Origin of the sequence: Muricoccus harenae (assembly GCF_009848505.1) — a bacterium.
Taxonomy (GTDB): Bacteria; Pseudomonadota; Alphaproteobacteria; order Acetobacterales; family Acetobacteraceae; genus Roseomonas; species Roseomonas harenae.
Genome location: NZ_WWDL01000001.1, coordinates 245,336 through 269,698 on the forward strand (window position 1 = coordinate 245,336; position 24,363 = coordinate 269,698).

The following is a 24,363-nucleotide window of genomic DNA, read 5'->3' on the forward strand; positions in this document are numbered from 1 at the left end:
GCTAGACGGCAGTGCCGCCGATGGTCAGCCCCGTCATCTTCAGCGTCGGCTGGCCCACGCCCACCGGCACGCCCTGGCCCTGCTTGCCGCAGGTGCCAATGCCGGCATCCAGCGACATGTCGTTGCCGATCATCGAGACCTGGGTGAGGGCGCTCGGCCCGTCGCCGATCAGCGTCGCGCCTTTCACCGGCGCACCGATTTTCCCATCCTCGATCATGTAGGCCTCGCTGGCCGAGAAGACGAACTTGCCGGAAGTGATGTCCACCTGCCCGCCGCCGAAGTTCACGGCATAGAGGCCGCGCTTCACGCTGTGCAGGATTTCCTCCGGCGCATGGTCGCCGCCCAGCATCACCGTGTTGGTCATGCGCGGCATCGGCGTATGGGCATGGCTTTGGCGGCGGCCGTTGCCGGTGGGGGCCACGCCCATCAGCCGGGCGTTCTGCCGGTCCTGGATGAGACCGGTGAGGATGCCGTCCTCGATCATCACGGTGCGGCCGGAAGGCGTGCCTTCGTCGTCCACGGTCAGCGAGCCGCGGCGGTCGGGTAGCGTGCCGTCATCCACCACCGTCACGCCCTTGGACGCCACCCGCTGGCCCATCAGCCCGGCGAAGGCGGATGTGCCCTTGCGGTTGAAGTCGCCCTCGAGACCGTGGCCGATGGCCTCATGCAGCAGGATGCCGGGCCAGCCCGGGCCGAGCACCACCTCCATCTCCCCTGCCGGGGCCGGGATGCTGTCGAGGTTCAGTACCGCCTGGCGCAGCGCCTCATCCACGGCGGCCTTCCAGCTGGCCTCGCCAAGCACGCGGTCGTAGCTGAAGCGGCCGCCCATGCCGTAGCTGCCGGTCTCGCGCCGCCCGTCCCGCTCCACCACGACGGAGACGTTCAGCCGCACCAGCGGTCGCAGGTCGGCCACCTCGCGCCCATCCGCGCGCATGATCCGCACGGCCTGCCATTCGCCGTAGAGGGAGGCCATCACCTGCACCACGCGCGGGTCGCGCGCCCGGGCGAAGGCGTCAATCTCGGCCAGCAGCGCGGATTTCGCGGGGAAATCCATGCCATGCAGCGGATTGGCGGCATCGTAGAGCCGGGCATTGGTCGCGCGCGGCGGCTCCGCCACCCGGATCGTGCCTTCGCCCGGCAGGCCACGCACGGCCTCCGCGGCACGGCGCAGGGCAGGGGCCGAGATCTCGCCGGCATGGGCATAGGCCGCCGCCGCCCCGCGCACAGCGCGCAGGCCGAAGCCGCGGTTGGTGTCGAAGGTGGCGGAACGGATGCGGCCATCCTCCAGGCTCAGCATCTCGCTCTCGCGGTACTCCAGGAACAGCTCCCCGTCCTCGGCGCCCGAAAGGGCCTCGGCGGTGATGCGTCCGGCCTCCCCGGTGTCCAGCTCGCGGAAGAACAGGCGCGCGGTGGTGTCCAGCGGCGTGCCGATGCCTGCGATGGGGGTCATGCCGAAATCTCCTCTGCCGGCGGCAGGACCAGCCTTGCGGTGGTCCCACGGCCGGGCTCGCTCTCCAGGGTCAGGGTCAACCCCATGGCGCCCGCCAGGGCTCGTGCGAGATATAGGCCGAGTCCGGAGCCAGGGTAGCGGCGGGTGTGACCGGCCTCGAGCTGGGTGAAGGCCTCGAAGGCGCGGGGGATGTCCTCGGTCGCCATGCCGATGCCGGTATCGCTGACGGTGGCGATGCTTCCGCCCTCGGGAGTGGGGACCGCCGAAAGCGCTACCTGCCCGCCGAGGGGCGTGAACTTCACGGCGTTGGAGAGCAGTGCCTCCACCACCTGCCGCATCCGCGCCTGATCCCCCCGCATGGGCGGCAGCATGTCCGGCACGTCGATGCGGAGCTCGATCTGTCCTTCCTTCGCCGCCAGGCGGGCCGAGGCGGCGGCAGCGCGCAGCAGCGAGGCGGGATCGAAGACTGAACCGCGCAGGGAAAGGGTACCGGATTCGATCCGCGTCGCCTCCAGCAGCCCGTCCACCAGCCCCAGAAGCTGACGGCCGGCGGCCAGCACCTCCTCGGCATGGGCCTGCATCCGCTCCGGCTTCTTCTCCTCCAGGATTGCCTCCGAGAAGCCGATCACGGCGTGCAGTGGCGTGCGCAGCTCATGCGTCATGGTCGCCAGGAAGCCGGACTTGGCGCGGGAGGCCGCCTCGGCCGCATCGCGCGCCGCTTCCAACTCGGCCCGGGCGCGCCGCTCCTCGGTGACGTCGCGATAGGTGCGGATGAAGCCGCGATCGGGGGTGAGATCGGTCCGCACCTCCAGGATCGTGCCGTCCGGGCGGCGGCGGATATAGCGCTTGCCGGTCTCAAGGGCCCGCTCGCCGCGCGAGTGGACGAAGACGCGCTCGTCCTCCTCGCCAAGCTCGTGCACGGCCAGCTGGCGGGCGCGGAGGTCCAACAGGTGGCGCCCCGGCACCATCTCCTTCTCAGTCAGGCCGGTCATCCGGGCCGCCAATGCATTGGCGGCGATCAGGAAGCCCGCGCTGTCGAACAGCGCGACGCCGTCGGGCTGGTTGTCCAGCATGGCGCGCAGCGTCGCGGAGTGGCGTACCGCCTCGGCCTCCGCCTCGGCGCGGGCGGTGACGTCGGTGATCACCACCACCTGCCCGCCATCCTGCAACGGCGCAATGCGGACGGAGACAACGGTGCCGTTCGGCCGCGTCCGGCTCTGCTCATAGGCCTCGGAGAGGACGAATTCGGGCTGCATCATGCGCACCGCGTCCTCGGTCATGTTGCCGTATTCGCCCGCGGCGAGGCGGCGGATGGTGATGTCCGTCTGGTGGTCCCCCACCGCCAGCTCGGCGCCGGCCATGATCCGCTGGTAGGACGCATTCACCAGCCGCACGCGCCGGTCTGGCCCATAGACGCAGACGCCATGTGGCAGGGCGGAGAGCACGCCGTCCAGCAGCGTCGCCCGCTCCTGCGCCGCCTGCTCCGCGTGTGCCAGGGCGGTGACGTCGTTCACCTCGGTCAGCAGGCCGCCTTCCGCAATTGGGCGGGCCCAGACCCGCAGCACCGAGCCATCCGGCCGGCAGCGGGTGAAACTGGCGGTTTCCAGGAGCCCGAGGCGGTGGACTTCTTCCAGCTCCTCCGGGGTAAGGCCACTCAGCGCGTTCGTGTCGTGCAGGTCTTCGGACAGCGCGTAGCGCGTCATGCCGAGGTGCAGCACGCCGGGCTTTGCCCCGAGGAGCTTTCCATAGGCCCCGTTGAAATAAGTCAGGCGAGCACGCTCGTCGCTGACCGAAACGCCGGTATCCAGGCGCTGCAGGATGGCGTCGAGCAGAGCGGCATGTTCCACCGCCTCCGCCTCGGACCGCCGCACGTCGGTGACATCCACCGAAAGGCTCACGAAGCCGCCGCCGGGCAGCGGCATGCTACTCAGGTCGTGCCAGCGGCCGAACTCATTGCGGGCCAGGCGCCGGTGCGGCCGTCGCCGGTCCAGTGCGGCGGCGCCCGCGGCGTGCTCGGCGGGGTCGCCCGGGCCGTAATGCCCGCTACGGGCCAGCAACTCGGCCACCGCGGCCACCGGTGTGCCGGGCGGCAGTGGCGCCAGATCCTGCTGTGCCTGCGCCCAGAGCGCGGGGTTGGCATAGACCAGCCGCGCCTCGCCGTCATAGATCGCGATGCCGGCCGGCAGCACATCCAAGACGGCGCTTGGCAGGGAATCGCGGGGCGGTTGGGGCTTGCTCAAGCGGGTAGTCGCATGCGGGGCCGGCGCAGCGCGTGCAGCAGGATCAGCGCGGCGCCTAGCACGGCCACGGCCACCGTCTGGTGCAGCGTGCCGAGCCAGACGGGCACGACATGCAGCAGCGTGGCGACCCCGAGCCCGTATTGCAGCATCACCACCCCCGTGAACCCCATGGCAGCCGCCCGCGCGGTGCCGGCGGGCAGCCGAAGCAGGGCAAGGACGCCCAGCGCCAACACCGCCAGCCCGGCCAGCGTCGCGAGCAGACGGTGGTTGAACTGCACGGCAGCGACGTTCGCAACAAGGTTGCGCGAGAATGGCGTCAGCGCGCCATAGCCTTCCGGCACGATCCGGCCGCCCATTAGCGGAAAGGTGTTGTAGTCGAGCCCCGCCTTGATCCCGGCGACGAAGCCGCCGGCCAGCATTGCCAGCACGACGAGCCCCGCGGCAGCATGGGCGAGGGGGCGCAGCGCCCGCGCACCGGGCAGGTCACCCCCCGATTCGGGCCGCGGCCGCAGCAGGGAGAGGGCGGTCCAGAGCAGCATGGCGAAGAGCAGCAGCGCCAGGCCCAGATGGATCACCAGCCGCCAAGGGGAGACCGCGGTCCGGTCTGCCTCAAAGCCAGAGGCGACCATGAACCAGCCCACCGCTCCCTGCAGCCCGCCCAGCGCCAGCAGCAGCAGGAGCCGCTTGCCGTAGCCCTTCGGAATGGCGCCGCGCAGCCAGAACCATGCGAGCCCAACCGCATAGACGAGGCCGATCAGCCGCCCCCAGAGCCGGTGGGTCCACTCCAGCCAGAAGATGCCCTTGAAGCCCTCCAGCCCGAAGCCGCGGTTCACCAGCTCATATTGCGGGATGGTGCGGTACAGCTCGTAGAGGCGGTGCCACTCCGCCTCGCTCATCGGCGGCAGGGTGCCGCGCAGCGGGGCCCATTCCATGATGGACAGGCCTGAGCCGGTCAGGCGCGTTGCGCCGCCGAGCGCGACCATCACCCAGACCATGAGCGCGACGGCGAGCAGCCACCAGGCCACGGCGCGGGTGCGGCCGGCTGGGGTGGCAGCGGTGCTGAGATAGGAGGGCTGGGCGTCGAGGGGCATGGTGTCCGGCAGATGGGGGCAGCCACGGGCGGCGCGCAACCGCAGGGAAGTATGGTCCGGCATGCTGGGCAAGGGGCGGATGTCCGCGGGTCCGCCGGGCACTTGTGGCGTCTTAACGGCTTTGGGGCCAGCGCTGGACGTGCCCCCCGCCCCCTGCTACCCCCCGCCGCCGCATGTCCCCGCCCCTTTCTCCGCCCGACCGCCAGGCGCACGGCGCCCCGGCCGCCGGCGGGCCGCCGGCCGATGCCCTGGCCGGCCCCCTGATCAGCGTGGTCGTGCCGGTGCGGAACGAGGCGCCGAACGTGGCCCCGCTCGTGGCCGAGATCACCGCCGCCCTGGCCGGCGTGCCGCATGAGATCATCTATGTGGATGACGGCTCGACCGACGGCACCGCCGAGGCCGTGTACGCCGCCCCGGCACCGGTGCGGCTGCTCCGCCACGCCGCCTCCTGCGGCCAGTCGGCGGCCATTGTCACCGGCATCCGCGCGGCACAGGCTCCCTGGATCGCCACGCTGGATGGCGACGGGCAGAACGACCCGGCCGACATCCCCCGCCTCTGGGCCCGTGCCCAGGTGGAGGGCGGCGACACTCTGGTGGCCGGCTGGCGCACCACGCGGAAGGACACGGCCACGAAGCGTTTCACCAGCCGCATCGCAAACCGTGTGCGGGCGCGGCTGCTGGGGGATGCCACCCCGGATACGGGCTGCGGGCTGAAGGTCTTCCCGCGCGAGCTGTTCCTGGCGCTTCCGCATTTCGACCATATGCACCGCTTCCTGCCCGCGCTGGTTCTGCGCGGCGGTGGGCGGGTCGTGAGCGAGCCGGTGGGCCATCGCCCGCGCACGCGGGGCGTTTCGAAATACGGTACGCTGGACCGGCTGGCGGTCGGCATCGTGGACCTCTTCGGCATGATCTGGCTGCAGCGCCGCTGGACGCGTCCGCGCCTTCTGCCGGACGAGCCCGCCGCCCGGGGGCCGGGGTGAGGGCCGCCGTGAGCGCCGCGCGCGGCACGCCGGCCACCCGCACACGCCGCGCCCTGGGTGCCGCCGGGCGGATGGCCGTGCTGGCCGCCGGGCTCGGCGTCGCCGGGTGGATCATCCGCACGCTCGGCTTGGCGCCGGGCGGCGAGACCGGCATGGAATGGGTGGATCACTGGATCCGCGGCCAGGGGCTGTGGGGCGAGGCGCTGTTCCTCCTGGCCGGCACAGCCGCCACGGCTGCCGGCCTGCCCCGGCAGGCGGTCGCCTTCCTTGGCGGCTATGCCTTCGGCGCGGCGATCGGCACGGCCCTGGCCCTGCTGGCGCAGCTTCTCGGCTGCGCGGTCTCCTTCGGCTGGGCGCGGCTGCTGGGGCGGGACTGGGCGGCGCGGCGGCTGGAAGGCCGCTTCGGCCGGCACCTGCGGCCGCTGCACAACCGGCTGGTCTCGAGTCCCTTTGGCGCCACCCTGGCGCTGCGCCTGCTGCCAGTGGGCAACAACCTGGCCCTGAACCTGCTCGCTGGACTCTCCAGCGTGCGGCTCGTGCCCTATCTCGCCGGCTCGGCCCTTGGCTACCTCCCGCAGACCCTGGTCTTTGCGCTGCTCGGTGATGGGGTGGCGGTGGACCGGACGGCGCAGCTTATCCTGGGCGCGTTGCTGTTCCTCGTCTCGGTCGCGCTCGGCGTCTGGCTGCTGAAGCGGGAACCGCCGGCGGGCTAGCCCAGATACTGCTGGGCGGGCCGCCCCGGAGCGTGAAGCCGGCCGGGCTGCGCGCTAGTGCAGGCTGCCCCAGCGTGCAGTGGCAGGTTCCGCTGAGGCCCAGCGCCAGCGCTCGCCCTGGCGGCAGGCGGTGGTGAGGAACCACTTCCGTTCCTCGCCATCCTCCACCGAGAACAGCGCCTCGCGGCAGCGGGCGAGGGCCGTGTCCATCTCGCGCACCAGCCGGACCTCGCCCTGCTGGTTGCCGATCGGGATGTCGTGCTCGATGCGCCAGGGGCGCTGCTCACCGGGGGTGAGGTCGCCGATCACCTCGGCCACCGCATCCTGCTCCGCGCGCTGCCGGCTCCGCATGACCCAGTTGATGCCGGCCGCTGTCGCTGCCTGGGTTCCCACGCCAACGCCATAGCCCACGGCCGGATTGGCGAAGGCGGCGCCGGTGGCGATCCCGGCCACGGCGCCCGTCAGCTCCGCCGCCGAGCCGCAGCCGGCCAGGGGCAGGAGGAGCAGCGCCGCCAAGGCATGGCGCGCCCTCACTGCAGGCTGCCCCAGCGCTCCGTCGCGGGTTCGGCCGAGGCCCAGCGCCAGGCCGTGCCGTCCCGGCAGATGGTCGCCGTGTAGAAAGCGCGAGGCGGCGGCTCGTTCCGGCTGCCCGGTTCGGGATCGACCGAGAAGACGATCTCCTTGCAAGCGATCGGCCCGGCGCCGATCAGCCGCGCCACAGTGACCTGGCCCTGCTCATCCGGCTCGATTGGCACGGAATGGCGGATAGACCAGCGGGCAACGCCGCCCACGGGCAGCGGGCCTGCCGCCTCGGCCACCTGGGCCTGAGCCTGGCCATGGGCGCGCCGCTGCGCGTAATGCAACCCGGCCCGAGCCCCGGCCTGCACACCGAGGCCGATGCCGGTGGTCACGGTGGCGCTGGCGCCAATCGCATCGGCGATGGCCGCGCCCCCGAGACCGGCCGCGGCGGAGGTACCCTCCCCCAGCAGCTCACTGCAGGCGGGCAGGGTGGTGGCGGCGAGCGCCAGGAGCAGAAAGGCCCGGCAGGGCTTGAACGAATGGCAGCCCGTGATCGGGCCTTCCCGGCTTTCCTTCGTCATGCCCCCCGCATGCCGCATGCTGGCCAGCTTCACAACCGCCGGATGCCCTCAAGGCGGATTCAGCAACCCCAGCAGGCGCGTCAGCATGTCCCTCAGGTCCCATAGGGCGGGCGGGGCGGCCGGTGGGGCGGAGCCCTCTGGCTGGCGGGCCCGGAAACGCGCCAGGGCAGCCGTGGTGTCGGAAAGCCGCAGTTCCACTGGCTCGCGCATCGCCTGCGCCTCCGGCACGAGCATGCCACCCACCCGCACCAGCACGCGATCCGCCCGCGGCAGCTCGGCGGCGGCCCGTTCCAGGTCACCATCTCGCGGTGCGCAGACGACGGAGCGCCCCTCCAGCCCACAGGGCAGCTCAAAGAGGCGGTTGGGCGGGAAGCGCAGCTGCACCGTGCCGGCGATGGCCAGCGCCCCGCGTGCCGCGCCTTCCAGGGACAGGTCGCGCGCCGTCACTACCGGCACCAGCCGGCCGCCGCGATCTGCGATCTCCAGCGCCAGGGCCGCCAGCCCGGCCGAGGAGGGCTGCACCGGCTGGCTATGCAGCATCCGGCACTCCGAGCGGTCGGTCATCCGGTCCAGCGTGCAGGAGAGCAGCCAGGGGCCGATCGTCTCGGTGCCCTGGCCGGGCAGGGGGGCCTTGCCCTGGGCCTGGCTGGGGGACTGGGCCAGGCCGGGTGCGGCGAGCAGGAGGAGGAGGGCGACAAGCCGGATCATGGCGCCCACATTCGCACGGAACCGCCCGCCTGAGTCGCGCGATCGCGCGAGTGCCGATGCGAAGGAAACCACCGATGCCCCCGGAGCCCGCGAAGCGCGTCCACCTGCCCGATGGCACGGAAGTCCCCTCCCTCGGCCAGGGCACCTGGCACATGGGCGAGCGCGGCGCCGACCGGCGGGCGGAGGCGGATGCGCTGCGGCTGGGCCTCGATCTGGGCCTGACCCTGATCGACACGGCGGAGATGTATGCCGATGGCGGCGCCGAGGAGGTGGTGCGCGAGGCCATCGCGGGGCGGCGGGAGGAGGCTTTCCTGGTCAGCAAGGTCTATCCGCAGAACGCCTCCCGCGCCCGAATGGCCCGCGCCTGCGAGGCGAGCCTGCGCCGGATGGGTGTGGATGCGATCGACCTTTACCTCCTGCACTGGCGCGGCGGCGTGCCGCTGGCCGAGACAGTGGAGGCCTTCGAGCGGCTGATCGAGGCCGGGAAGATCCGCCGCTGGGGTGTCTTCAACCTCGATGTGGATGACCTGGAGGAACTGGGTGCCGCCCTGCCGGACTGCGCCACCGACCAGGTGCTCTACAATCTCGAGGTGCGGGGGCCGGAATACGACCTGCTGCCCTTCTGCCGGGACCTGGGCATGCCGGTGATGGCCTATTCGCCGGTGGGGCAGGGCGGGCGGCTGCTGCGGAACCCGGCGCTGAAGGCCGTTGCTGCGCGTCACGGAACCGGCCCGGCCGCCATTGCTCTGGCCTTTACCCTGCGCCAACCGGGAGTGATCGCTATACCGAAAGCCAGTGATCCCGCTCATCTGCGCGAGAATGCCGCAGCCCGGGACATTGTCCTGACGGAGCAGGACCTGCGGGATCTGGATGCCGCCTTCCGGCCGCCGAAGCGCAAACAGGCGCTGGCAATGCTGTAGTCCTCAGTCCGCCGCATAGCCGGAGGTGGGCGAGACCACGCCGAGGCTCCGCATGGCATCCACCAGATCCAGGGTCCGGAAGGGTTTGCGCAGGAAGCGCTCCTTCGGGCCGAAATGCCGGTCATTGGCATGGTCCGGGCGGCCGGTGAGATAGATGATCGGCAGATAGGGATGTCGCGCCTGGGCGGCCTTCGCGGCATCGAAGCCGTTCGGGCCGGGCCCGAGGTCAATATCGGTCAGCAGAAGTTCGCAGCCGCCGGCCGAATCGATCTGGGCAATGGCATCGTCCGCCGTGGCAGCCGGGCGCACGACGAAGCCCTCGGCCTCCATGATGTCCGTCAGGACATCTCGCACCAGATCGTCATCTTCGAGCACCACCACGTTGTGCATGGCTCGGTCCTACTTCTATCCGTCGTTCGCCTAAGTTAACGCCGCCGGCGCAAAAACGTTCTGCGACAAATTCCAACCCGTGGGCATGACGCAGGACTGTTGCCGCATATCCACTCCGCAGGACGGCGGCGTTCCGGACGTGATTCACCCGGGTGAATCGCGCCGGCGGCCAGGACGGAGGTGACGCGCCCGCGAAAATCTGGTTCTCCGCTCGCCCGGGGCTCGCTCCGGACCGGACGAAAGGAAGCATGATGAGCAGCAGACCGCCCTTGCGGGTGGCCGTGGCCGGGCTTGGCGCGGTCGGCATGGCGATGGTGGCGGCGCTGGAGGCCGGGCTGCCCGGCTGCGTCCTCGCCGCGGTTTCCGCGCGTGACGTCGAGGCAGCGAAGGCGCGGCTGCCGCGCCCCGTCCCGGTCGTGCCGGTGGAGGAGCTGGAGCCCCTGGCCGATATCGTGGTGGAGGCCGCGCCCGCCGCCCTGCTGCCCGCCATCGCCGAGCCCTTCCTGCGCGCCGGCAAGGGCGTGGTGGTGCTGAGCGCCGGCGCCCTGTTGCGGAACGAGCATCTGATCGATCTGGCCCGCACGCATGGCGGACAGATCACCGTGCCCACCGGCGCGCTGATCGGGCTGGACGCGGTGGTGGCCGCCGCGGAGGGCACGATCCATTCCGTGCGCATGGTCACGCGCAAGCCGGTGCGCGGCCTCGTCGGCGCGCCCTATCTCGTCGAGAACAACATTGCCATCGAGGACATCCGCGAGCCGCTGCGGATCTTCAAGGGCACGCCGCGCGAAGCGGCGATCGGCTTCCCCGCCAATCTGAACGTGGCCGTCGCGCTGTCCCTCGCCGGGATCGGACCGGACCGCACGGAGCTGGAGATCTGGGCCGATCCGGCGCTGACCCGCAACACGCACCGCATCGAGGTGGAGGCGGATTCCGCGAGTTTCTCTATGTCGATCGAGAACATTCCGAGCGAGAATCCGAAGACCGGGCGCATCACCGCGCTTTCGGTCATCGCCTGCCTGCGCAAGATGGGCGCGCCGCTGCGGGTCGGGACCTGACGTCGCGCGACAACTCCGGGGGAGGCTTCGCCTCTCCCGGAGCGAGTTGTGGTTCGTGCGGCGCTCGGCGCGATCAGGCGGCCTGGTTCATCAACGGTCGCCCGGCCAGCAAGGCCTCGAGATTGTCCAGCACCACCTGCTGCTGAACCGCCTGCGCGGACTCGGCATAGGCGCCGATATGCGGCGTCAGCACTGCGGTCGGGATGGCGCGCAGGCGCTCCGGCACATGCGGCTCCTGCTCGTAGACATCCAGGGCCGCGCCGGCGACGCCCTGGCGCTCCAGCGCGTCGCAGAGGGCTTCCGTATCCACCACGCTCCCGCGCGAGATGTTCACCACATGCCCCTGCGGCCCCAGCGCGGCGAGCACCCGCGCGTTCACCGCATGGCGGTTCTCCGCCGCCGCGCGCACGGAGACCATCAGCACGTCACACCAGCGCGCCAGTGATTCCAGCGAATCGTGGTACTCGTAATGCAGGTCGGGCACCTGCCGGCGGTTGTGGTAGCCGATCTGCATGCCGAAGGCCGCGGCGCGGGTGGCCACGCGCCGGCCGATGGCGCCGAGCCCATAGATGCCCATGCGCTTGCCCAGCAGGCCGGGTACCAGCGGCATGCGCTCAATGGCGTTGCCCTTCCAGCGGCCATCGCGGACGTAGCGATCGCCTTCCACGATCTTGCGGCCGGTGGCGAGGGTGAGGCCCATGGCGAATTCCGCCACCGTCTCGGCATTCGCATCGCCGGCATTGGTCACCGCCACGCCCCGGCGCCGCGCGGCCTCCAGGTCTACCCCCTCGAAGCCGGTGCCGTAGCAGAGGATGAGGCCGAGGGAGGGGAGTGCTGCCATCAGCGCATCCGGTGTGCCGTAGGAGCCAAGGGTGATGAGCGCCTTCGCCTCCCGTGCCTCGGGCGGCAGCCCGCCGGGTTCCAGGCCGGCGATCGGGCCGATCACGGTGTAGTGCTTCTCAAGTCGCTCAATGAAAGATGCGGCAAGGCGCGGAGTCGTCACGATCACGGGCTTCAAGGCGAGTCGTCCAATAGGGAGTGTGCGCTGCAGCATGAGGCGGCCGGACGGCGCGCGCTACCCCCGGAAGCGCCCGAGGAAGGCCACCACCTCCTGCAGGGTGGGCGGTCGCTGCAGCACGGCCCAGCGGTCCTTCAGGAAGGCGAGATAAGCCTGCCCCAGCGCGGTGGTCAGCCCATAGGCCACGGCCGCGTTCACTGCCCCACCCGCGACGGTACCCACCCCGGGAACGAATTTCAGCAGCGTGCCGAGGGCGCGCGCCGCCACGCGCCCGCCCATTCCTGCCGCGGCGGGGCCGAGCAGTGCGGCGGCCACGGCCTTGAGCGGCATCTCCTCGGCTGGCGTGCCCATGCGCATGGTCACGTCCACGATCATCTTGGCCTGTACGCCGAAGAGCAGCGCGGCATCGGCAAAGGGAATGGGGGTCGCCGACAGGGCCGCGGCGACGCGGGCATGGGCGGCGATGGCGGCCTCCGCCTCGGCGATCTTCGGCCCAAGCGCCACGAGGTTGGCTGCCGCCGCCGCCGCGCGGCGGCCTTCCGGCAGGGCCGCCACGGTTTCCTCCACCAGCGCCTCCAGCCCCTGCGCCTCCACCCGCGCGCCACCGTGAAAGAGGCGCGGCGCTGCCACCACGCGCAGCACCGCCCGCGCCTCGGGAAGCAGGGTCCTCGCCGCATCCGAAAGGCGGTCCTCGGCCCAGGCCTTGGTCAGCACGACGATCACCGGCACGCCCTGACGCGTCAGCAGCGCCGCCAGATCCTGGTCGGCCGGCTCCACCCGCTCCCCCGCCGCGTCGATGCAAAGCCAGGCAAGGTGCAGCCGTTCCTCCTCCGGCAGCGTCGCCAGACGCGTCAGCTCCGCCTCCACCGCCTCCCGCGTCTCGCGATAGGCTCCGGGCTCCAGCCCGCGCGTATCGGCCAGGTGCAGCGGCGCGCAGGGGTGGCGGTACCAGGCAGCGGCGGCGGAAACCGGTGCGCCTTCGCCGGTCTCCGCCACCACGCGGCCGAAGACGGCGTTCACCAGCGTGCTCTTGCCCGCGCCGGAGCGCCCGGCGAGCAGCACGTTGCATCGCTGCATCCCGGCCAGCCGCTCCTCCACCCCCGGCACGGCGCCGACGACATCATCCAGCACAGTGGCGCCGCGGCCGAGCAACCGCCCGACCCAGCTACCCCGCCGCGGCGCCGGGCGGGTGAAGCCGCGCACCACCGGTGCCGTATCCCCCAGCGCCGAGAGCTTCCGCACCCGCAGCGCCGTCAGCAGCGCGAGCAGCGCGCCCGGGGCGCCGGCGCCTTCCACCAGCAGGGGGCGCAGGGCGCTGGCGAGGGGCAGCGGTTCCATCTCCGTCAGCCCTGCGGCGGCTGCGATTTCCTCGCGCTCCCGCCTGGTGCAAAGCAGTAGGAGGGGCAGAGGATCGCCCCCGGCCACGGCCCGGCGGGCATGGTCCAGCGCGATCTCGATCGGATCCGTCTTGACGGGCTTGCTGCGCATCGGGAGGAGTCTGCCCAGCATGGCCGCTCCCGTCCAACCTGAGGCGCCCCGCCTCGCCGCGCCATCCTCGGAGGGCGACAGCGGCTCCCTCATCGCTGCCCTGCTGGCGGGCAGCGAAGCGGAACTGGCGGCCGAGCTGGAACCGGCCGTGGAGGCCTTCATCGGCAATGCCGTGTTCCGCTACGTCGCCGAGGAGGCGCTGGTCGCGATCTCGGTCACGGCGGTCTTCTTCGTGCTGGCGGCTGTCGCGCCCTACCTGCCCAGCATCACCTGGGCGCTGGCCGCGGCCGGGGCGGTGCTGCTCTGGTACCTCGTGCATTTCGCGCGGGGCATCGTCTCCGCCTGGCCGCTGGCGCGAGCACTGGTGTTGCTGCGCGGCGCGCCGGTGTTCCGCTTCGCCCTCTTCGTCATCGCCCGCTATGCCATCACCCAGCTGGAAGCGAAGATGAACGAGATTGGCCGCGCCGCCTCCCTGGTCCCCCGCCTCGGGCTGCGGCTGGCGCGGGTGGTCTATCAGGACGACCGGGACCGCGTGGCGCTGGCCTTGGCCGATGCCCTGGGCCGGCAGGTGCGCCGGGAGCTGCTCTGGACCGCGGCCCTTGGCCTGTTGCCGATGCTGGTGGTCATGTTCGGCTTCCGCTCGGCGCTGATGTGGAAGGCCGGACTCTACGGTGTGGCCCATATGGCGTGGTGGGAGTTGCTGATGCTGCCCTTCCGCGGCGGCATGGGCGGTTAGCTCTCCAGGATATCCGTCGCCCGGTGCCCCTCGGCCACGCCATCGACCACGATGGCCTCGCCCAGCGCGTTCCGGGTGCGCAGGGGCAGGATGGCCTGGTAGGCGGGTGAGGCGTACCAGGCGCGGGCATGGTCGAGATCCGGGAACTCGATGACCACGAGATCCCCGCTCCAGTCGCCCTCCTTCACCTCCGGCACGCCGCCATGGATCAGGAAGCGGCCGCCATAGGGGCGGAGCGTGTCGTCGATGCGCCGGAGGTATTCGGCGATCTCGGGACCCATCGAGACATCGCGCAGATGGGCGGCGGCATAGGCAGGCATGATCGGTCTCCCTCGTGGACCGGGGCAGCCTGTTCCCCGGGTCGCGGCGGTCCATGACCTGGGAGGTCATGGACGCTGGTCGCTTCAGCAGGGAAGGGGGTGCGGGTTGCAGGCCGCCGGCTCCGGGAGCCTCAGGCGTGGCGCGCGAAGGAGTAGAAGCGGTGCTCATGCGGGGAGTACCGCTCGGCCAGGACCGAGGCCGGTTCCGACCGATCATGCTCCCAGGTGTCGGCGGTCACCGCCGTCGGCCGCCAGCCGGCGACCTCGGGCTCGCAGGGATTCCGAAACCCGTCATGGATGCCGATGACGCAGGCGGCGTGCTTCGGCGAGCCGCTGCGGGTGAAGATCCAGATGACATCGACCGGCTTCACCCCGGCAGCCTTCAGCACCAGGAAGGTGGCGGCCGCCTGGTACTGGCAGTTTCCGCCGCCCTTGGTGAGGGCGAGATAGCCGGTGGCCTCGGTCATTTCGACGCGAATCGGGTCCCAGGGCTTCATCGGGTTGCTGAGGTCGATCTTCCAACTGTCGAGGATGGAGTCGATTGCACTGTTGGCGGAACGCGCATCGAGGACGCGGCTCACCTCCTTGACGAGCGAGCCCAGGCCCAGCGGATCGAATCCCTGCTTGAAGGCACCAGGATCGGAAAGGAAGCGGTTGCTGGCGCCGTGCGGCATGCGCCGGCGGACGGCCGCCATCGCCGCGCTGCCGGCAAGCATCCAGTTGCCCGCGAGCGGCGCCACGTTGCGCGCCAGATCCCGGGCGATCGCCCGCATTTCCTGTTCGTTGATTCCGGCCAGCGCCATGGATGGACGTTCCTCAGTGATGATCCGGAACGGAATATGCGATGCGCAGCGGCGCTGGAAGCCGCTCCATCGAGGAGGTGGTATGTTCTGGATGCGGATTGAGATCGTTGTGTGAAACGCAGCGGCCAGCGGTAGGCGGCGGTCAGGAAGCGCCGTGTGTTCCGCCGGGCTCCGCTGCGCCCGCCCAGCGCCGGGCCGTGTCCGGAAGCAACTCCGCCGAAGCCTGCCGCAGCATCTCCAGCCCATGGCGGGGAATCAGCACGGTGCCATCGGGCGCGCGTGTCGGCTCGGTGTTCACCGCGATGAGCCGTGCATCGCCCATGGTCTGCGCGATCCGCCGGCGCAGCCCGCTATGCGCGGTGGCGCCCGGCTCCGCATGGGTCAGCACGACCAGCGACGGGATGCCGGCCTTGCGCAGCGTGGTGGCCATGGCGCTCAGCGTTCCCTCCCCCGAGAAGGCCCGCCCGCCCTCCGCATTCAGCACCAGCCAGACGAGATGTGGCCGGCGTGCCGGGCCAAGGGCTGCCAGCGAGGCTTCCAGCGCCGCCACCTGGTCCGCGCTCTCCGCCGCCTCCAGCCCCCGCGTGTCGCCCAGTGCGACCGGCAAGGCGGAGTCCCGCCCGTACCACTGCGTGCCACGGGTCACCGGTGCGCCGGCGCCAACCGCGGCCACGTCACCGCCGAGCAGCGCGTTCACCAGCGTGCTTTTGCCGGCCCCGCTCGGTCCGACCAGCAGGATCCGCGCATGATCCGCCGCCCAGTCCGGCGCGGCGGTGGCCCTGGAACGGGAAAGGCCTGGGATGGCGCCGCGGAGCGCCTCCCAGGCCCTTTGGAGAATCCTCGCCATCCTCAGTTGAAGGTGATGGGGGGCGGCTCCTCGCCCATGTCCGGCATCGGGACCTCGATGCGGACGGTGCTCGGATCCACGCCCGTGCCCCTGTCGATCCAGTAGGTCACGCTCCCCGGCCAAAGGATCACGACCGCCACCAGCACGATCTGCAGCAGCAGCCAGGGCACCGCGCCCCAGTAGATGTCGCGCGACAGCACGCTCTTCGGCGCGATGCCGCGCAGGTAGAACAGGGCGAAGCCGAAGGGCGGGTGCATGAAGCTGGTTTGCAGGTTGATGCAGAGCAAGACGCCGAACCACACGAGGTCGATGCCCAGCTTGGCGGCGACCGGCGCCAGCAGCGGCACGATGATGAAGGCGATTTCGAAGAAGTCGAGGAAGAAGGCCAGGAAGAAGACAAAGATGTTGACGAAGACCAGGAAGCCGACCTGCCCGCCCGGCAGATGCGACATCAGGTGCTCCAGCCAAATCCCGCCATCCACCCCCTGGAACACCAGGGAGAAGACGGTGGCGCCGATCAGGATGAAGATCACCATGGCGGTGATCCGCATCGTGTTGCCCATCGCCTCGCGCAGCAGCTTCCAGGAATAGCGGCCATTGATCACCGCCAGCGCGATCGCGCCCACCGTGCCCATGGCGCCGGCTTCCGTCGGCGTGGCAAGGCCCATGAAGATCGTGCCGAGCACGAGGAAGATCAGCACGATGGAAGGAACCATGCCCTTCGCCACGCGCCAGTAGAGCGGCCAGCCGCGCACGCCCAGCGCCTCGGGCGGCAGGGGCGGGACCTTGTGCGGCGCGAAGATCGAGACGCCCACGATGAACAGGATGAACAGCAGGATCTGCAGGATCGAGGGCCCGATCGCCCCCGCATACATGTCGCCCACCGAGCGGCCGAGCTGGTCACCCAGCACGATCAGTACGAGGCTGGGCGGGATCAGCTGGGTGATGGTGCCCGAAGCCGCGATCACGCCCGTGGCGATCCGCATGTCGTAGCCGTAGCGGATCATGATCGGCAGGCTGATCATGCCCATGGCGATGACCGAGGCCGCCACCGTGCCGGTGATGGCGCCGAGCACCGCGCCCACCAGGATGACGGCATAGGCGAGGCCGCCCGGGATCTTGCCGAAGAGCTGCCCGGTTCCCTCCAGCAGGTCCTCCGCCAGCCCGCAGCGCTCCAGGATGGCGCCCATAAGGGTGAAGAAGGGGATGGAGAGCAGCAGGTCGTTCGACAGGATGCCGAAGACACGCAGCGGCAGGTTGCCAAGATAGGCCGTGGTGAAGAAGCCCAGCTCGATCGAGATGAAGCCGAAGAACAGTCCCACCGCGGCCAGGGAGAAGGCCACGGGGAAGCCGATGAGCAGGAACACCACCAGCCCGCTGAACATCAGCGGAGGCATCACGTCCAAGGTCATGAGAAGTTCCGTCCGGTCGTCGTCTGGTGGTTCACTGCAGAGGGCGCTCGTAGGCGACGACCGCTTCGCTCGCCGGCCGCAGGCCACGCAGCAGGGCAATGCGCTTGATCAACTCGGAAAGACCCTGCAGCGCGATCATGAAGAAGCCGAGCGGCAGCAGGATCTTGACCGGCCAGCGCAGCAGGCCGCCCGCGTTCTGGCTGCCCTCCATGCGCTGCCAGCTGTCCAGGAAGAAGGGCCAGGTCATCCAAGCCAGGAGGATCATCGCCGGAAGGAGGAAGACGATGATCCCCAGAATGTCGATCCACAGCCGCACCCGCTCCGAGACGCTGCCGAAGACGATATCCACCCGTACATGCTCGTTGCGGAACAGCGTGTAGGACGCCCCCAGCATCACCATCCCCGCGAAGAGATACCACTGCACCTCCAGCCAGGCATTGGACGAATAGGAGATGCCGTAGCGCATGAAGGCATTGCCCGCGCTGATCAGGCAGGCCAGCAGCGTCATCCAGTCCGCCGCGCGGCCGAACAGCGCATTGACGTCATCCACCACGCGGGAAAAGGCGAGCAGGGGCTTCATCGTATTCCTAATCCTCGGCCAGGTTCTCTGGGCCGCGCCTCAGCGGCGCTGCTGGGCCGCCTGCTGCTGTTCCTGCGCCTGCATCAGGTAGACGAAGCTGTCATAGGAGTTCTCCGCCACCCGGAACCACTGGAGCTGGGTGTCGCGGAACGCCTTGAAGTGATCGTACACCTTTTTGAAGCGCGGGTTCGCGGCCGCGGTCTCGTCGTACAGTTCAAAGGTCGCGCGATAGCAGGCCTGCATCACCTCGCGCGGGAAGGCACGGAGCTGCGTGCCGGCGGCCAGCAGGCGGCGCAGCGCGGCCGGGTTCTGCGCGTCGTACTTGGCGATGGTCTCGATCGTCGCGTCGCGGCAGGCGCTCTGCAGCGCATCCTTGTAGAGCTGCGGCAGCTCGTCGAACTTCGCCTTGTTGATGTGGAAGGACAGGTTCAGCCCGCCTTCCCACCAGCCCGGATAGTAGTAGTAGGGCGCGACGCGGTTGAAGCCGAGCTTCTCGTCGTCATGGGGGCCGATCCACTCGGCGGCATCGATCGTCCCGCGCTCCAGCGAGGCGTAGATGTCGCCGCCGGCGATCTGCTGCGGCACGGCACCCAGCTTCTGGACCACGTTGCCGGCGAAGCCGCCGATGCGGAACTTCAGCCCGTTGAGGTCCTGGACGGTCTTGATCTCCTTACGGAACCAGCCGCCCATCTGGGCGCCCGTGTTGCCGGCCTGGAGGGAGACGATGTTGTAGCCTTCGAAGAACTCGCGCAGCACCTCATGGCCGCCGCCGGCGTTCAGCCAGGCGTTGAGCTGGCGGAAGTTCATGCCGAAGGGAACGGTGCCATCGAAGGCAAAGGTCGGGTCCTTGCCGGTGAAGTAGTAGGAGGCAGTGTGAGCGCATTCGATGTTGCCCTGCTGCACCGCGTCCACCGTCCCGAAGGCCGGCACGATCTCGCCGGCCGCGAACATGCGGATCTGGAACTTGCCGTCGGTCAGCGCGGCGACGCGCTTCGCTACATGCTCGCCTGCGCCATAGATCGTATCGAGGCTCTTGGGGAAGGAGGAGGCGCAACGCCAGCGGAGTTCCGGCGCGGCCTGGGCCAGGGCAGGGGCAGGGGCAGCAAGCGTGGTCGCGGCGGCGGCGGCAAGCGGCGCACCCGCGACGAAGCGGCGTCTGTTCATTCGGATGTTGGCTCCCATTGGCAGCCCGTCGCGCGCGGGCGCTCCCTTCGCCATTAACCTTCCGAAAGGCTGCTGCCTAGCCGAGATCGCGCCTTCGGGAGCAGGCTATATGTTACGCGCCGTCCATGCCCACGGCGCCGGCTTTCGCCCTTGCCATGCTGCGGCAGTCCGCTCCTCCGGCGTGCCGGGATGGCTGTACCGGACGCGGCGAGGCGAGAGACATGAACCCGCGCCGCGATTCATCCTTCATTCATCACGAACCCGGAATCGTGGGCGGGCCGGAAGAGCCGGCGACCCCTCAGCAAGAGGCCACCCCCGATGGTCACACCGATGCTCCCCGCCGCCCCATCCCGTGCGCTGCGCCCCGTCCACTCCGCCGCCATCCTGGAAGGACCAACCGGGTTTCATTGCACCTGCATGGTGCGGATGGCGCTATGACGCAGGTGCCGCTCACCCTCGCCGCGCTGCGCGAGATCGCTGCCCTGGCCGGTGCCGCCCTGGCAAGCCAGGCCGCGCAGCACCGCCTGCCTGGCCTTTGAGCAAGCGGCGGAAGAGACTGGGGCCGGGCATTCCGGCCCGCGGCCTGTCTAAGCCGCCGTGACGCCCAGCAGCATCGCCACCTGCTCGGCCAGGTCGGCCTGGCGATAGGGCTTGTGCAGGACAGGAATGCCCGCCGCGAGCTTCGCCAGCTCCGCATAGCCAGTGACGAGCAGGATCGGCAGGTCCGGCCGCATCGCCCGCGCGCGCTCCGACAACTCGGCCCCGGTCATACGCGGCATGGCGAAATCCGCCACCATCAGCCGCACGGAAGGGTCGGTCTCCAGCACGCGCAGCGCGGCGTCGCCATCGGCGGCCTCTACCGTGTCGTGGCCAAGATCGGAGAGAAAGCCCGCCGTCACCTCGCGCACCGTCGCGTCGTCATCCACCACCAGCACGCGCACGGGGTTCTGCGTGGCGGGCGTCTCTTCCTCGTCCCCGCGCTCCCCGCCCGTCTCCTCGCCGCCGCTGGGCAGGTAGAGGATGACGCGCGTGCCTTCGCCGGGTGCGCTATCGATCGTCACGCCGCCGCCGGATTGCCGCACCAGCCCATAGACCATGGGCAGGCCCAGCCCGGTGCCCTTGCCGATGTCCTTGGTGGTGAAGAAGGGTTCGAAGACCCGCGCCAGCACCTCGGGCGTCATCCCCGTGCCGGAATCGGCGACTGAGACGCGGACATAGGATCCGGCCGGCACCTCCGCCACCTCCTCCGCCTCCAGTTCGACCGTCTGGGTCGTCAGGGTGATCACGCCGCCGCCCGGCATGGCGTCCCGCGCGTTGATGCAGAGGTTGAGCAGCGCCAGCTCCAGCTGGTCCGGGTCCACCCGCGCGGTGTCCGGATCGGCCGAAAGCCGCCGCCGCAGCTCGACCGTGCCACCGAGGGTCCGGGCCAGCAGGTCGCCCATACCGATGATGAGGCGGTTCACGGAGACGGTACGCAGCGCCAGCTCGTTCTGCCGCGAGAAGGAGAGCAGGCGTCGCGTCAGGGCCGATCCACGCTCCGCCGCCATGGTGGCGTTGCGCAGCAGGCGTTGCAGGTCGGGCGCGTCCCGCACCCGCCGTCCGGCGAGATGGAGACTGCCGAGGATGGCGGTGAGGAGATTGTTGAAGTCATGCGCGATGCCGCCGGCCATGGTGCCCAGCGCCTGCATCTTGTCCGCCTGGCGCAGCCGCTGCTCCATCTGCCGCGCCTCGGTGACGTCGCGCGCGATGGTGACGAGCACGCCATCGCCGAGGGGGATGCGGCTGGTCTGCATCCAGCGCACCGTGCCGTCTTCGCTGCCATGCTGCTCCACCAACTCCGAGACGGCGCCTTCCACCGCCGCCGCGCGCTCGGCCCGCGCCAGGCGCTCGGCCTCGGCCGGCGACAGGAACACGTTCTCGCAGCACCCGAGGCAGGCTTCGACCGTGGAGCCGAGGCTGGCCGCCTTGGCCGCGTTCAGTCGCAGGAACCGGCCGTTGCGGTCCTTGAAGGACAGCTGGTCGGGCAGGTTGTCCAGCAGGCCGCGCAGCAGGGCGCGTTCCGTCGCCAGCGCCTGGCGCAACCCGTGGCGGTCCCGCGCCGCGGCCACCATGGCGAGCAGCCCGGCCGGCTCCCAGGGCTTGGGTGTGTAGCCGGCGATGCGGCCGCGATTCAGCGCCCCCACCACTGCGTCCAGCTCGGCATAGCCGGTCAGCAGCAGCGCCTCGGCGTCCGAATAGGCGCGGGCGCGTTCGAGGAAGGCGTCGCCGGTCAGGCCGGGCATGCGCTGGTCGGAGAGGATCACGGTCGGGCGCAGCCCGCCCGCGAGCATCTTCAGCGCCTGCTCCGGCCGGGTGGTCGAGACGACCTCGTACTCGTCCTCCAACAGGTCGGTGAGGGCCGTCAGGATCTCCGGCTCGTCGTCGACGAGGAGGATGGTCGCCCTTTCGCCCTGGCCAGCCTTGGTGCCGGTGCCGGTGCCGGTGCCGGTGCCGGTGCGGATGCCGGTGTCGGTGCCGCCGCTCACGCCGGGCCCTCCGTCGGGAACTGGTCCTCGGGCGGGATGCGGCCCTCAAGCGGGACGTGGATGGTGAAGCGGGCGCCACCGCCGGGGGCATCGTCCACCGCGATGCTGCCGTGATGCGCTTCCACCACCGCATAGGCGATGGACAGGCCCAGCCCCGTGCCGGAGCCGACGGGCTTGGTGGTGAAGAAGGGTTCGAAAATGCGGGCGCGGATCGCCTCGGGCACGCCCGGGCCGGTGTCGGAAACCTCGATGACGTAGTCCTCGCCTTCGGTGCGGGTCGCCACGCGGACGCGGCCGGTGCCTTCGATGGCATCCGCCGCATTGCCGATAATGTTCATGACCACCTGGTTCAGCAGGGCGGGCGAGCAGCGCAGGATGCGCGGTGCCGCGAAGTGCCGTTCCACCACGATACGGTCGGACAGCTTGTGCGTCAGCAGCACCAGCACGGTGCTGATGGCTTCCGGCACGTCCACCTCCTGCGCGCCGGCCTCATCCAGTCGGGAGAACTTCCGAAGATTCAGCACGAGCTCCTGGATGCGACGCAGGCCAAGCGTCATGGATTCCGCCCGATGCGCGGCCTTCTCCACCGCCTGCCGCGCCTCCGGATCCTCGGCGACGCGCGGCGCCACCTGCGCGAGCAGGCGCGTCACAGTGCCCTGATGCGCCAGGATGAAGGCGAGCGGATTGTTGATCTCATGCGCGATGCCGGCCACCAACTCGCCCAGCGACGCCATTTTCGCGGCCTGCACCAGCTTGCCCTGGGTGTCGCGCAACGCCTTGTTGGTCGATTCCAGCTCGGTATTGGCGCGCTCCAGCGCACCTGTCAGCGCGGCGCGGGCTTCCGCCGAGGCGGCTTCCGCCCGGGCGCGCTCCACCTCGCGCAGCTGCTCGCGCATCGCGACCTCGATGCGCCGGTTCTCCTCCCGGAGAAGCTTGCGGCGGACCAGGGCGCGCACGCGCAGGCGGATGGCCTCGGCACCCGCTTCGGCCGGTAGCACGTCATCCGCCCCCGCCTCGAAGGCGGCCGTGGGCGAGGCACGCGCGCCCTCCAGCGCCACGATGCGGAAGCCCGAGCCCTGGGCCCGGATCGCATCCAACCGGCCGCAGAGCGCCAGCCCCTCGGGTCCCAGACCCGCCAGGTTCACCAGCACCCCGTCCCAGGGATCGTCCAGCCGGAGCGCCGCCGCCTCCGCCTCGGTGCTGCCCACCGCCTCCACGCTGTCGCCGTCTCCGGCCAGCAGGGAGGAGAGCCAGAGCCGGTGCGTCGGGCTGTCGTCCACGAGCAGCAGGCGGGCACGGCGGAAGGCGGTGCCGGGGGCGTCGGGCATCGCCTCCGTATCCCCCGCATTGCGGCGAAGCAGGGCCCGCAGGCGCAGCAGGATCAGCTCCCGTCCGGCCGATTTCGGCGCATAGGCATCGGCGCCGCTTTCCAGTCCCTGGCGCTCCAGGTCGCCGCCATGCGCGCCGCCCTGGGCGTCGGTGAGCATCAGGACGGGCAGGGCGCGGGCGCGGACGTTCAGGCGGATCCGCCGCACCAGCTCGTCCCCGTTCATGCCGGGCAGGTGGTAGTCGGCGATCACCAGGGCGGGGAGGGGGCCGTTCAGCCCCTCCAGCGCGGCCTCGGCGGTTGCGGCGCGGGTCACGGCGAAGCCCTCGCCCTCCAGCATCCGACGGAGCTGGAGGGCCTGCGTGTCGGAGTCCTCGACGAGCAGGATGCGCGCGGCCTCGCCTGTCGTTTCCCTCCGCATTGCCGTCTCGGCGCTCACTCTCGCTTCGCTCCCACGGCCTTCAGCAGACGCGGTCCAATCGCTTCGAGCGGCAGGGAGGTTGAAACCCCGCCCAGCCTCACGGCCGCCGCTGGCATGCCATAAACCACTGCGCTCGTCTCGTCTTCGGCGAGCGTCAGGCCGCCCGCGTTCCGCAGGGCGGCAAGGCCTCGTGCCCCATCCTCTCCCATACCGGTCAGCAGAATGCCGAGGCCGCGCGGCCCTACCGCACGGGCCATGGTCTGGAACATGACATCCGCCGCCGGGCGTTGGCCGCCCACCGGCGGCGCCTCGCTCACCTGCATCAGCCCGCCAGTGGTCACGCCCAAATGCCGGTCCCCCGGGGCGACATAGACATGGCCGGGGCGGGGAAGCACCATGTTCTCGGCCAGCATCACCCGGGGCTCCACAAGCCCATCCAGCCAGCTAGCAAAGCCTTCCATGAAGGGGGCGCCCATATGCTGCACCAGCAGGATGGGTACGGGAAAATCAGCCGGCAGGCTGCCCAGCACGCGAGCCAGGGCCGGCGGTCCGCCGGTGGAGGCGGCGATGCCCACCAGCGTGGGACGGGCCGGCAAGGCCAGGTTTTCCTCGGGGTGCGGCGCGGGAGCGCCGGGCCGCTGCGGCGAGCGCTGCCGGATCACGGGCACCTGGCTCATGATATAAAGCTGCGTGCAGATGGATTCCGCCACCTGCTCCCAGCCCCCGCGCGAGGGGCCGAGTGGCTTCTCCACCACCGAAAGCGCCCCAGCCCGCAGGGCGTTCATGGAGATCCGCAGGCCCCGCTCCTCCACCGCATCGGCGATCACGACGATCGGGGTGGGGCGCTGGGTCATGATCTGGCGCGTCGCCTCCAGCCCGTCCATGCCGGGAAGGCGGATGTCCATGGAGATGACGTCGGGCCGGACCCGCTCCAGCTCCGCCAGCGCCTCCTCGGCGGAGGACACCGCGGCCGCCAGCTCCAGCCGTGAATCGCGCAGGACGATATGCGCCAGCAGCTGCCGCACAACGGCACTGTCCTCGACGATCATCACGCGCACAGGCTTGTTCAAGG

23 protein-coding genes are annotated in these 24,363 nt (G+C 70.6%); 5 read left to right on the plus strand and 18 right to left on the minus strand.

Features of this window, described 5'->3' with window-relative positions:
* Position 1: 1 nt before the first annotated feature.
* The 3 genes from tldD to GSE44_RS01095 are packed head-to-tail and all read right to left on the minus strand — an operon-like array spanning position 2 to position 4,781.
* Positions 2–1,450: a metalloprotease TldD gene (gene tldD / locus GSE44_RS01085; RefSeq protein WP_159346407.1), complete on the minus strand. Its 1,449-nt coding sequence runs from the start codon at positions 1,448–1,450 to the stop codon at positions 2–4.
* Positions 1,447–3,690: a sensor histidine kinase gene (locus tag GSE44_RS01090; protein WP_159346408.1), complete on the minus strand. Its 2,244-nt coding sequence runs from the start codon at positions 3,688–3,690 to the stop codon at positions 1,447–1,449. Before GSE44_RS01090 ends, tldD begins: the two co-directional genes overlap by 4 nt.
* Positions 3,687–4,781, minus strand: a complete 1,095-nt coding sequence (locus tag GSE44_RS01095) for a COX15/CtaA family protein (RefSeq protein WP_159346822.1) — start codon at positions 4,779–4,781, stop codon at positions 3,687–3,689. Before GSE44_RS01095 ends, GSE44_RS01090 begins: the two co-directional genes overlap by 4 nt.
* A gap of 173 nt (positions 4,782–4,954) precedes the next feature.
* On the opposite strand from GSE44_RS01095, the gene GSE44_RS01100 reads away from it, so the two are divergent.
* The gene (locus GSE44_RS01100; protein WP_159346410.1) at positions 4,955–5,761 is read left to right on the plus strand and encodes a glycosyltransferase family 2 protein; all 807 of its coding nucleotides are present in this window, start codon (positions 4,955–4,957) and stop codon (positions 5,759–5,761) included.
* A gap of 8 nt (positions 5,762–5,769) precedes the next feature.
* A complete protein-coding gene (locus tag GSE44_RS01105; protein WP_235924484.1) occupies positions 5,770–6,474 on the plus strand; it encodes a TVP38/TMEM64 family protein in 705 nt (234 codons plus the stop codon).
* A gap of 54 nt (positions 6,475–6,528) precedes the next feature.
* Here GSE44_RS01105 and GSE44_RS01110 read toward each other — a convergent pair whose 3' ends face one another.
* The 3 genes from GSE44_RS01110 to GSE44_RS01120 are packed head-to-tail and all read right to left on the minus strand — an operon-like array spanning position 6,529 to position 8,282.
* The gene (locus tag GSE44_RS01110) at positions 6,529–7,008 is read right to left on the minus strand and encodes a hypothetical protein (protein WP_201305867.1); all 480 of its coding nucleotides are present in this window, start codon (positions 7,006–7,008) and stop codon (positions 6,529–6,531) included.
* A complete protein-coding gene (locus tag GSE44_RS01115) occupies positions 7,005–7,574 on the minus strand; it encodes a hypothetical protein (RefSeq protein ID WP_201305868.1) in 570 nt (189 codons plus the stop codon). Before GSE44_RS01115 ends, GSE44_RS01110 begins: the two co-directional genes overlap by 4 nt.
* A gap of 48 nt (positions 7,575–7,622) precedes the next feature.
* Positions 7,623–8,282, minus strand: coding sequence for a hypothetical protein (locus tag GSE44_RS01120; protein WP_159346412.1), 660 nt, complete (start codon positions 8,280–8,282; stop codon positions 7,623–7,625).
* Between the two features lie 74 nt (positions 8,283–8,356).
* Between GSE44_RS01120 and GSE44_RS01125 the strand changes: the two genes are divergently transcribed.
* Positions 8,357–9,202 (plus strand): aldo/keto reductase, encoded by an 846-nt coding sequence (locus GSE44_RS01125; protein ID WP_159346414.1) that lies wholly within the window; start codon positions 8,357–8,359, stop codon positions 9,200–9,202.
* Between the two features lie 3 nt (positions 9,203–9,205).
* Here the strand turns inward: GSE44_RS01125 and GSE44_RS01130 are convergent, their stop codons facing one another.
* Positions 9,206–9,592, minus strand: a complete 387-nt coding sequence (locus GSE44_RS01130; protein ID WP_159346416.1) for a response regulator transcription factor — start codon at positions 9,590–9,592, stop codon at positions 9,206–9,208.
* Between the two features lie 251 nt (positions 9,593–9,843).
* Between GSE44_RS01130 and GSE44_RS01135 the strand changes: the two genes are divergently transcribed.
* Positions 9,844–10,650, plus strand: a complete 807-nt coding sequence (locus GSE44_RS01135) for an aspartate dehydrogenase (protein WP_159346418.1) — start codon at positions 9,844–9,846, stop codon at positions 10,648–10,650.
* Positions 10,651–10,723: 73 nt separating this feature from the next.
* On the opposite strand, the gene GSE44_RS01140 is transcribed toward GSE44_RS01135, so the two are convergent.
* A complete protein-coding gene (locus GSE44_RS01140; RefSeq protein ID WP_235924505.1) occupies positions 10,724–11,659 on the minus strand; it encodes a 2-hydroxyacid dehydrogenase in 936 nt (311 codons plus the stop codon).
* Positions 11,660–11,725: 66 nt separating this feature from the next.
* Positions 11,726–13,177, minus strand: a complete 1,452-nt coding sequence (locus tag GSE44_RS01145) for a GTPase (RefSeq protein ID WP_159346422.1) — start codon at positions 13,175–13,177, stop codon at positions 11,726–11,728.
* On the opposite strand from GSE44_RS01145, the gene GSE44_RS01150 reads away from it, so the two are divergent.
* Positions 13,176–13,892, plus strand: coding sequence for a hypothetical protein (locus GSE44_RS01150; RefSeq protein WP_159346424.1), 717 nt, complete (start codon positions 13,176–13,178; stop codon positions 13,890–13,892). The genes GSE44_RS01145 and GSE44_RS01150 overlap by 2 nt on opposite strands.
* Here GSE44_RS01150 and GSE44_RS01155 read toward each other — a convergent pair.
* From GSE44_RS01155 to cheB, 9 genes are all read right to left on the minus strand, one after another.
* Positions 13,889–14,212 (minus strand): DUF1330 domain-containing protein, encoded by a 324-nt coding sequence (locus tag GSE44_RS01155; protein ID WP_159346426.1) that lies wholly within the window; start codon positions 14,210–14,212, stop codon positions 13,889–13,891. The genes GSE44_RS01150 and GSE44_RS01155 overlap by 4 nt on opposite strands.
* 131 nt (positions 14,213–14,343) lie before the next feature.
* Positions 14,344–15,015, minus strand: a complete 672-nt coding sequence (locus GSE44_RS01160; RefSeq protein WP_159346428.1) for a hypothetical protein — start codon at positions 15,013–15,015, stop codon at positions 14,344–14,346.
* Positions 15,016–15,157: 142 nt separating this feature from the next.
* Positions 15,158–15,862, minus strand: a complete 705-nt coding sequence (locus GSE44_RS01165) for a GTPase (RefSeq protein ID WP_159346430.1) — start codon at positions 15,860–15,862, stop codon at positions 15,158–15,160.
* 2 nt (positions 15,863–15,864) lie between these two features.
* Complete coding sequence (locus GSE44_RS01170) at positions 15,865–17,274, minus strand: TRAP transporter large permease (protein ID WP_159346432.1); 1,410 nt, start codon at positions 17,272–17,274, stop codon at positions 15,865–15,867.
* A 31-nt stretch (positions 17,275–17,305) separates the two neighbouring features.
* On the minus strand, positions 17,306–17,854 hold the full coding sequence (locus GSE44_RS01175) for a TRAP transporter small permease subunit (protein ID WP_159346434.1): 549 nt from the start codon (positions 17,852–17,854) through the stop codon (positions 17,306–17,308).
* 39 nt (positions 17,855–17,893) lie between these two features.
* Complete coding sequence (locus tag GSE44_RS01180) at positions 17,894–19,018, minus strand: TRAP transporter substrate-binding protein (protein WP_159346436.1); 1,125 nt, start codon at positions 19,016–19,018, stop codon at positions 17,894–17,896.
* 587 nt (positions 19,019–19,605) lie between these two features.
* Complete coding sequence (locus GSE44_RS01185) at positions 19,606–21,543, minus strand: response regulator (RefSeq protein ID WP_235924485.1); 1,938 nt, start codon at positions 21,541–21,543, stop codon at positions 19,606–19,608.
* On the minus strand, positions 21,540–23,309 hold the full coding sequence (locus tag GSE44_RS01190) for a hybrid sensor histidine kinase/response regulator (RefSeq protein ID WP_235924486.1): 1,770 nt from the start codon (positions 23,307–23,309) through the stop codon (positions 21,540–21,542). The genes GSE44_RS01185 and GSE44_RS01190 overlap by 4 nt, the downstream gene beginning before the upstream one ends.
* Positions 23,306–24,361: a chemotaxis-specific protein-glutamate methyltransferase CheB gene (gene cheB / locus GSE44_RS01195; RefSeq protein ID WP_159346438.1), complete on the minus strand. Its 1,056-nt coding sequence runs from the start codon at positions 24,359–24,361 to the stop codon at positions 23,306–23,308. The genes GSE44_RS01190 and cheB overlap by 4 nt, the downstream gene beginning before the upstream one ends.
* Between the last annotated feature and the right edge of the window lie 2 nt (positions 24,362–24,363).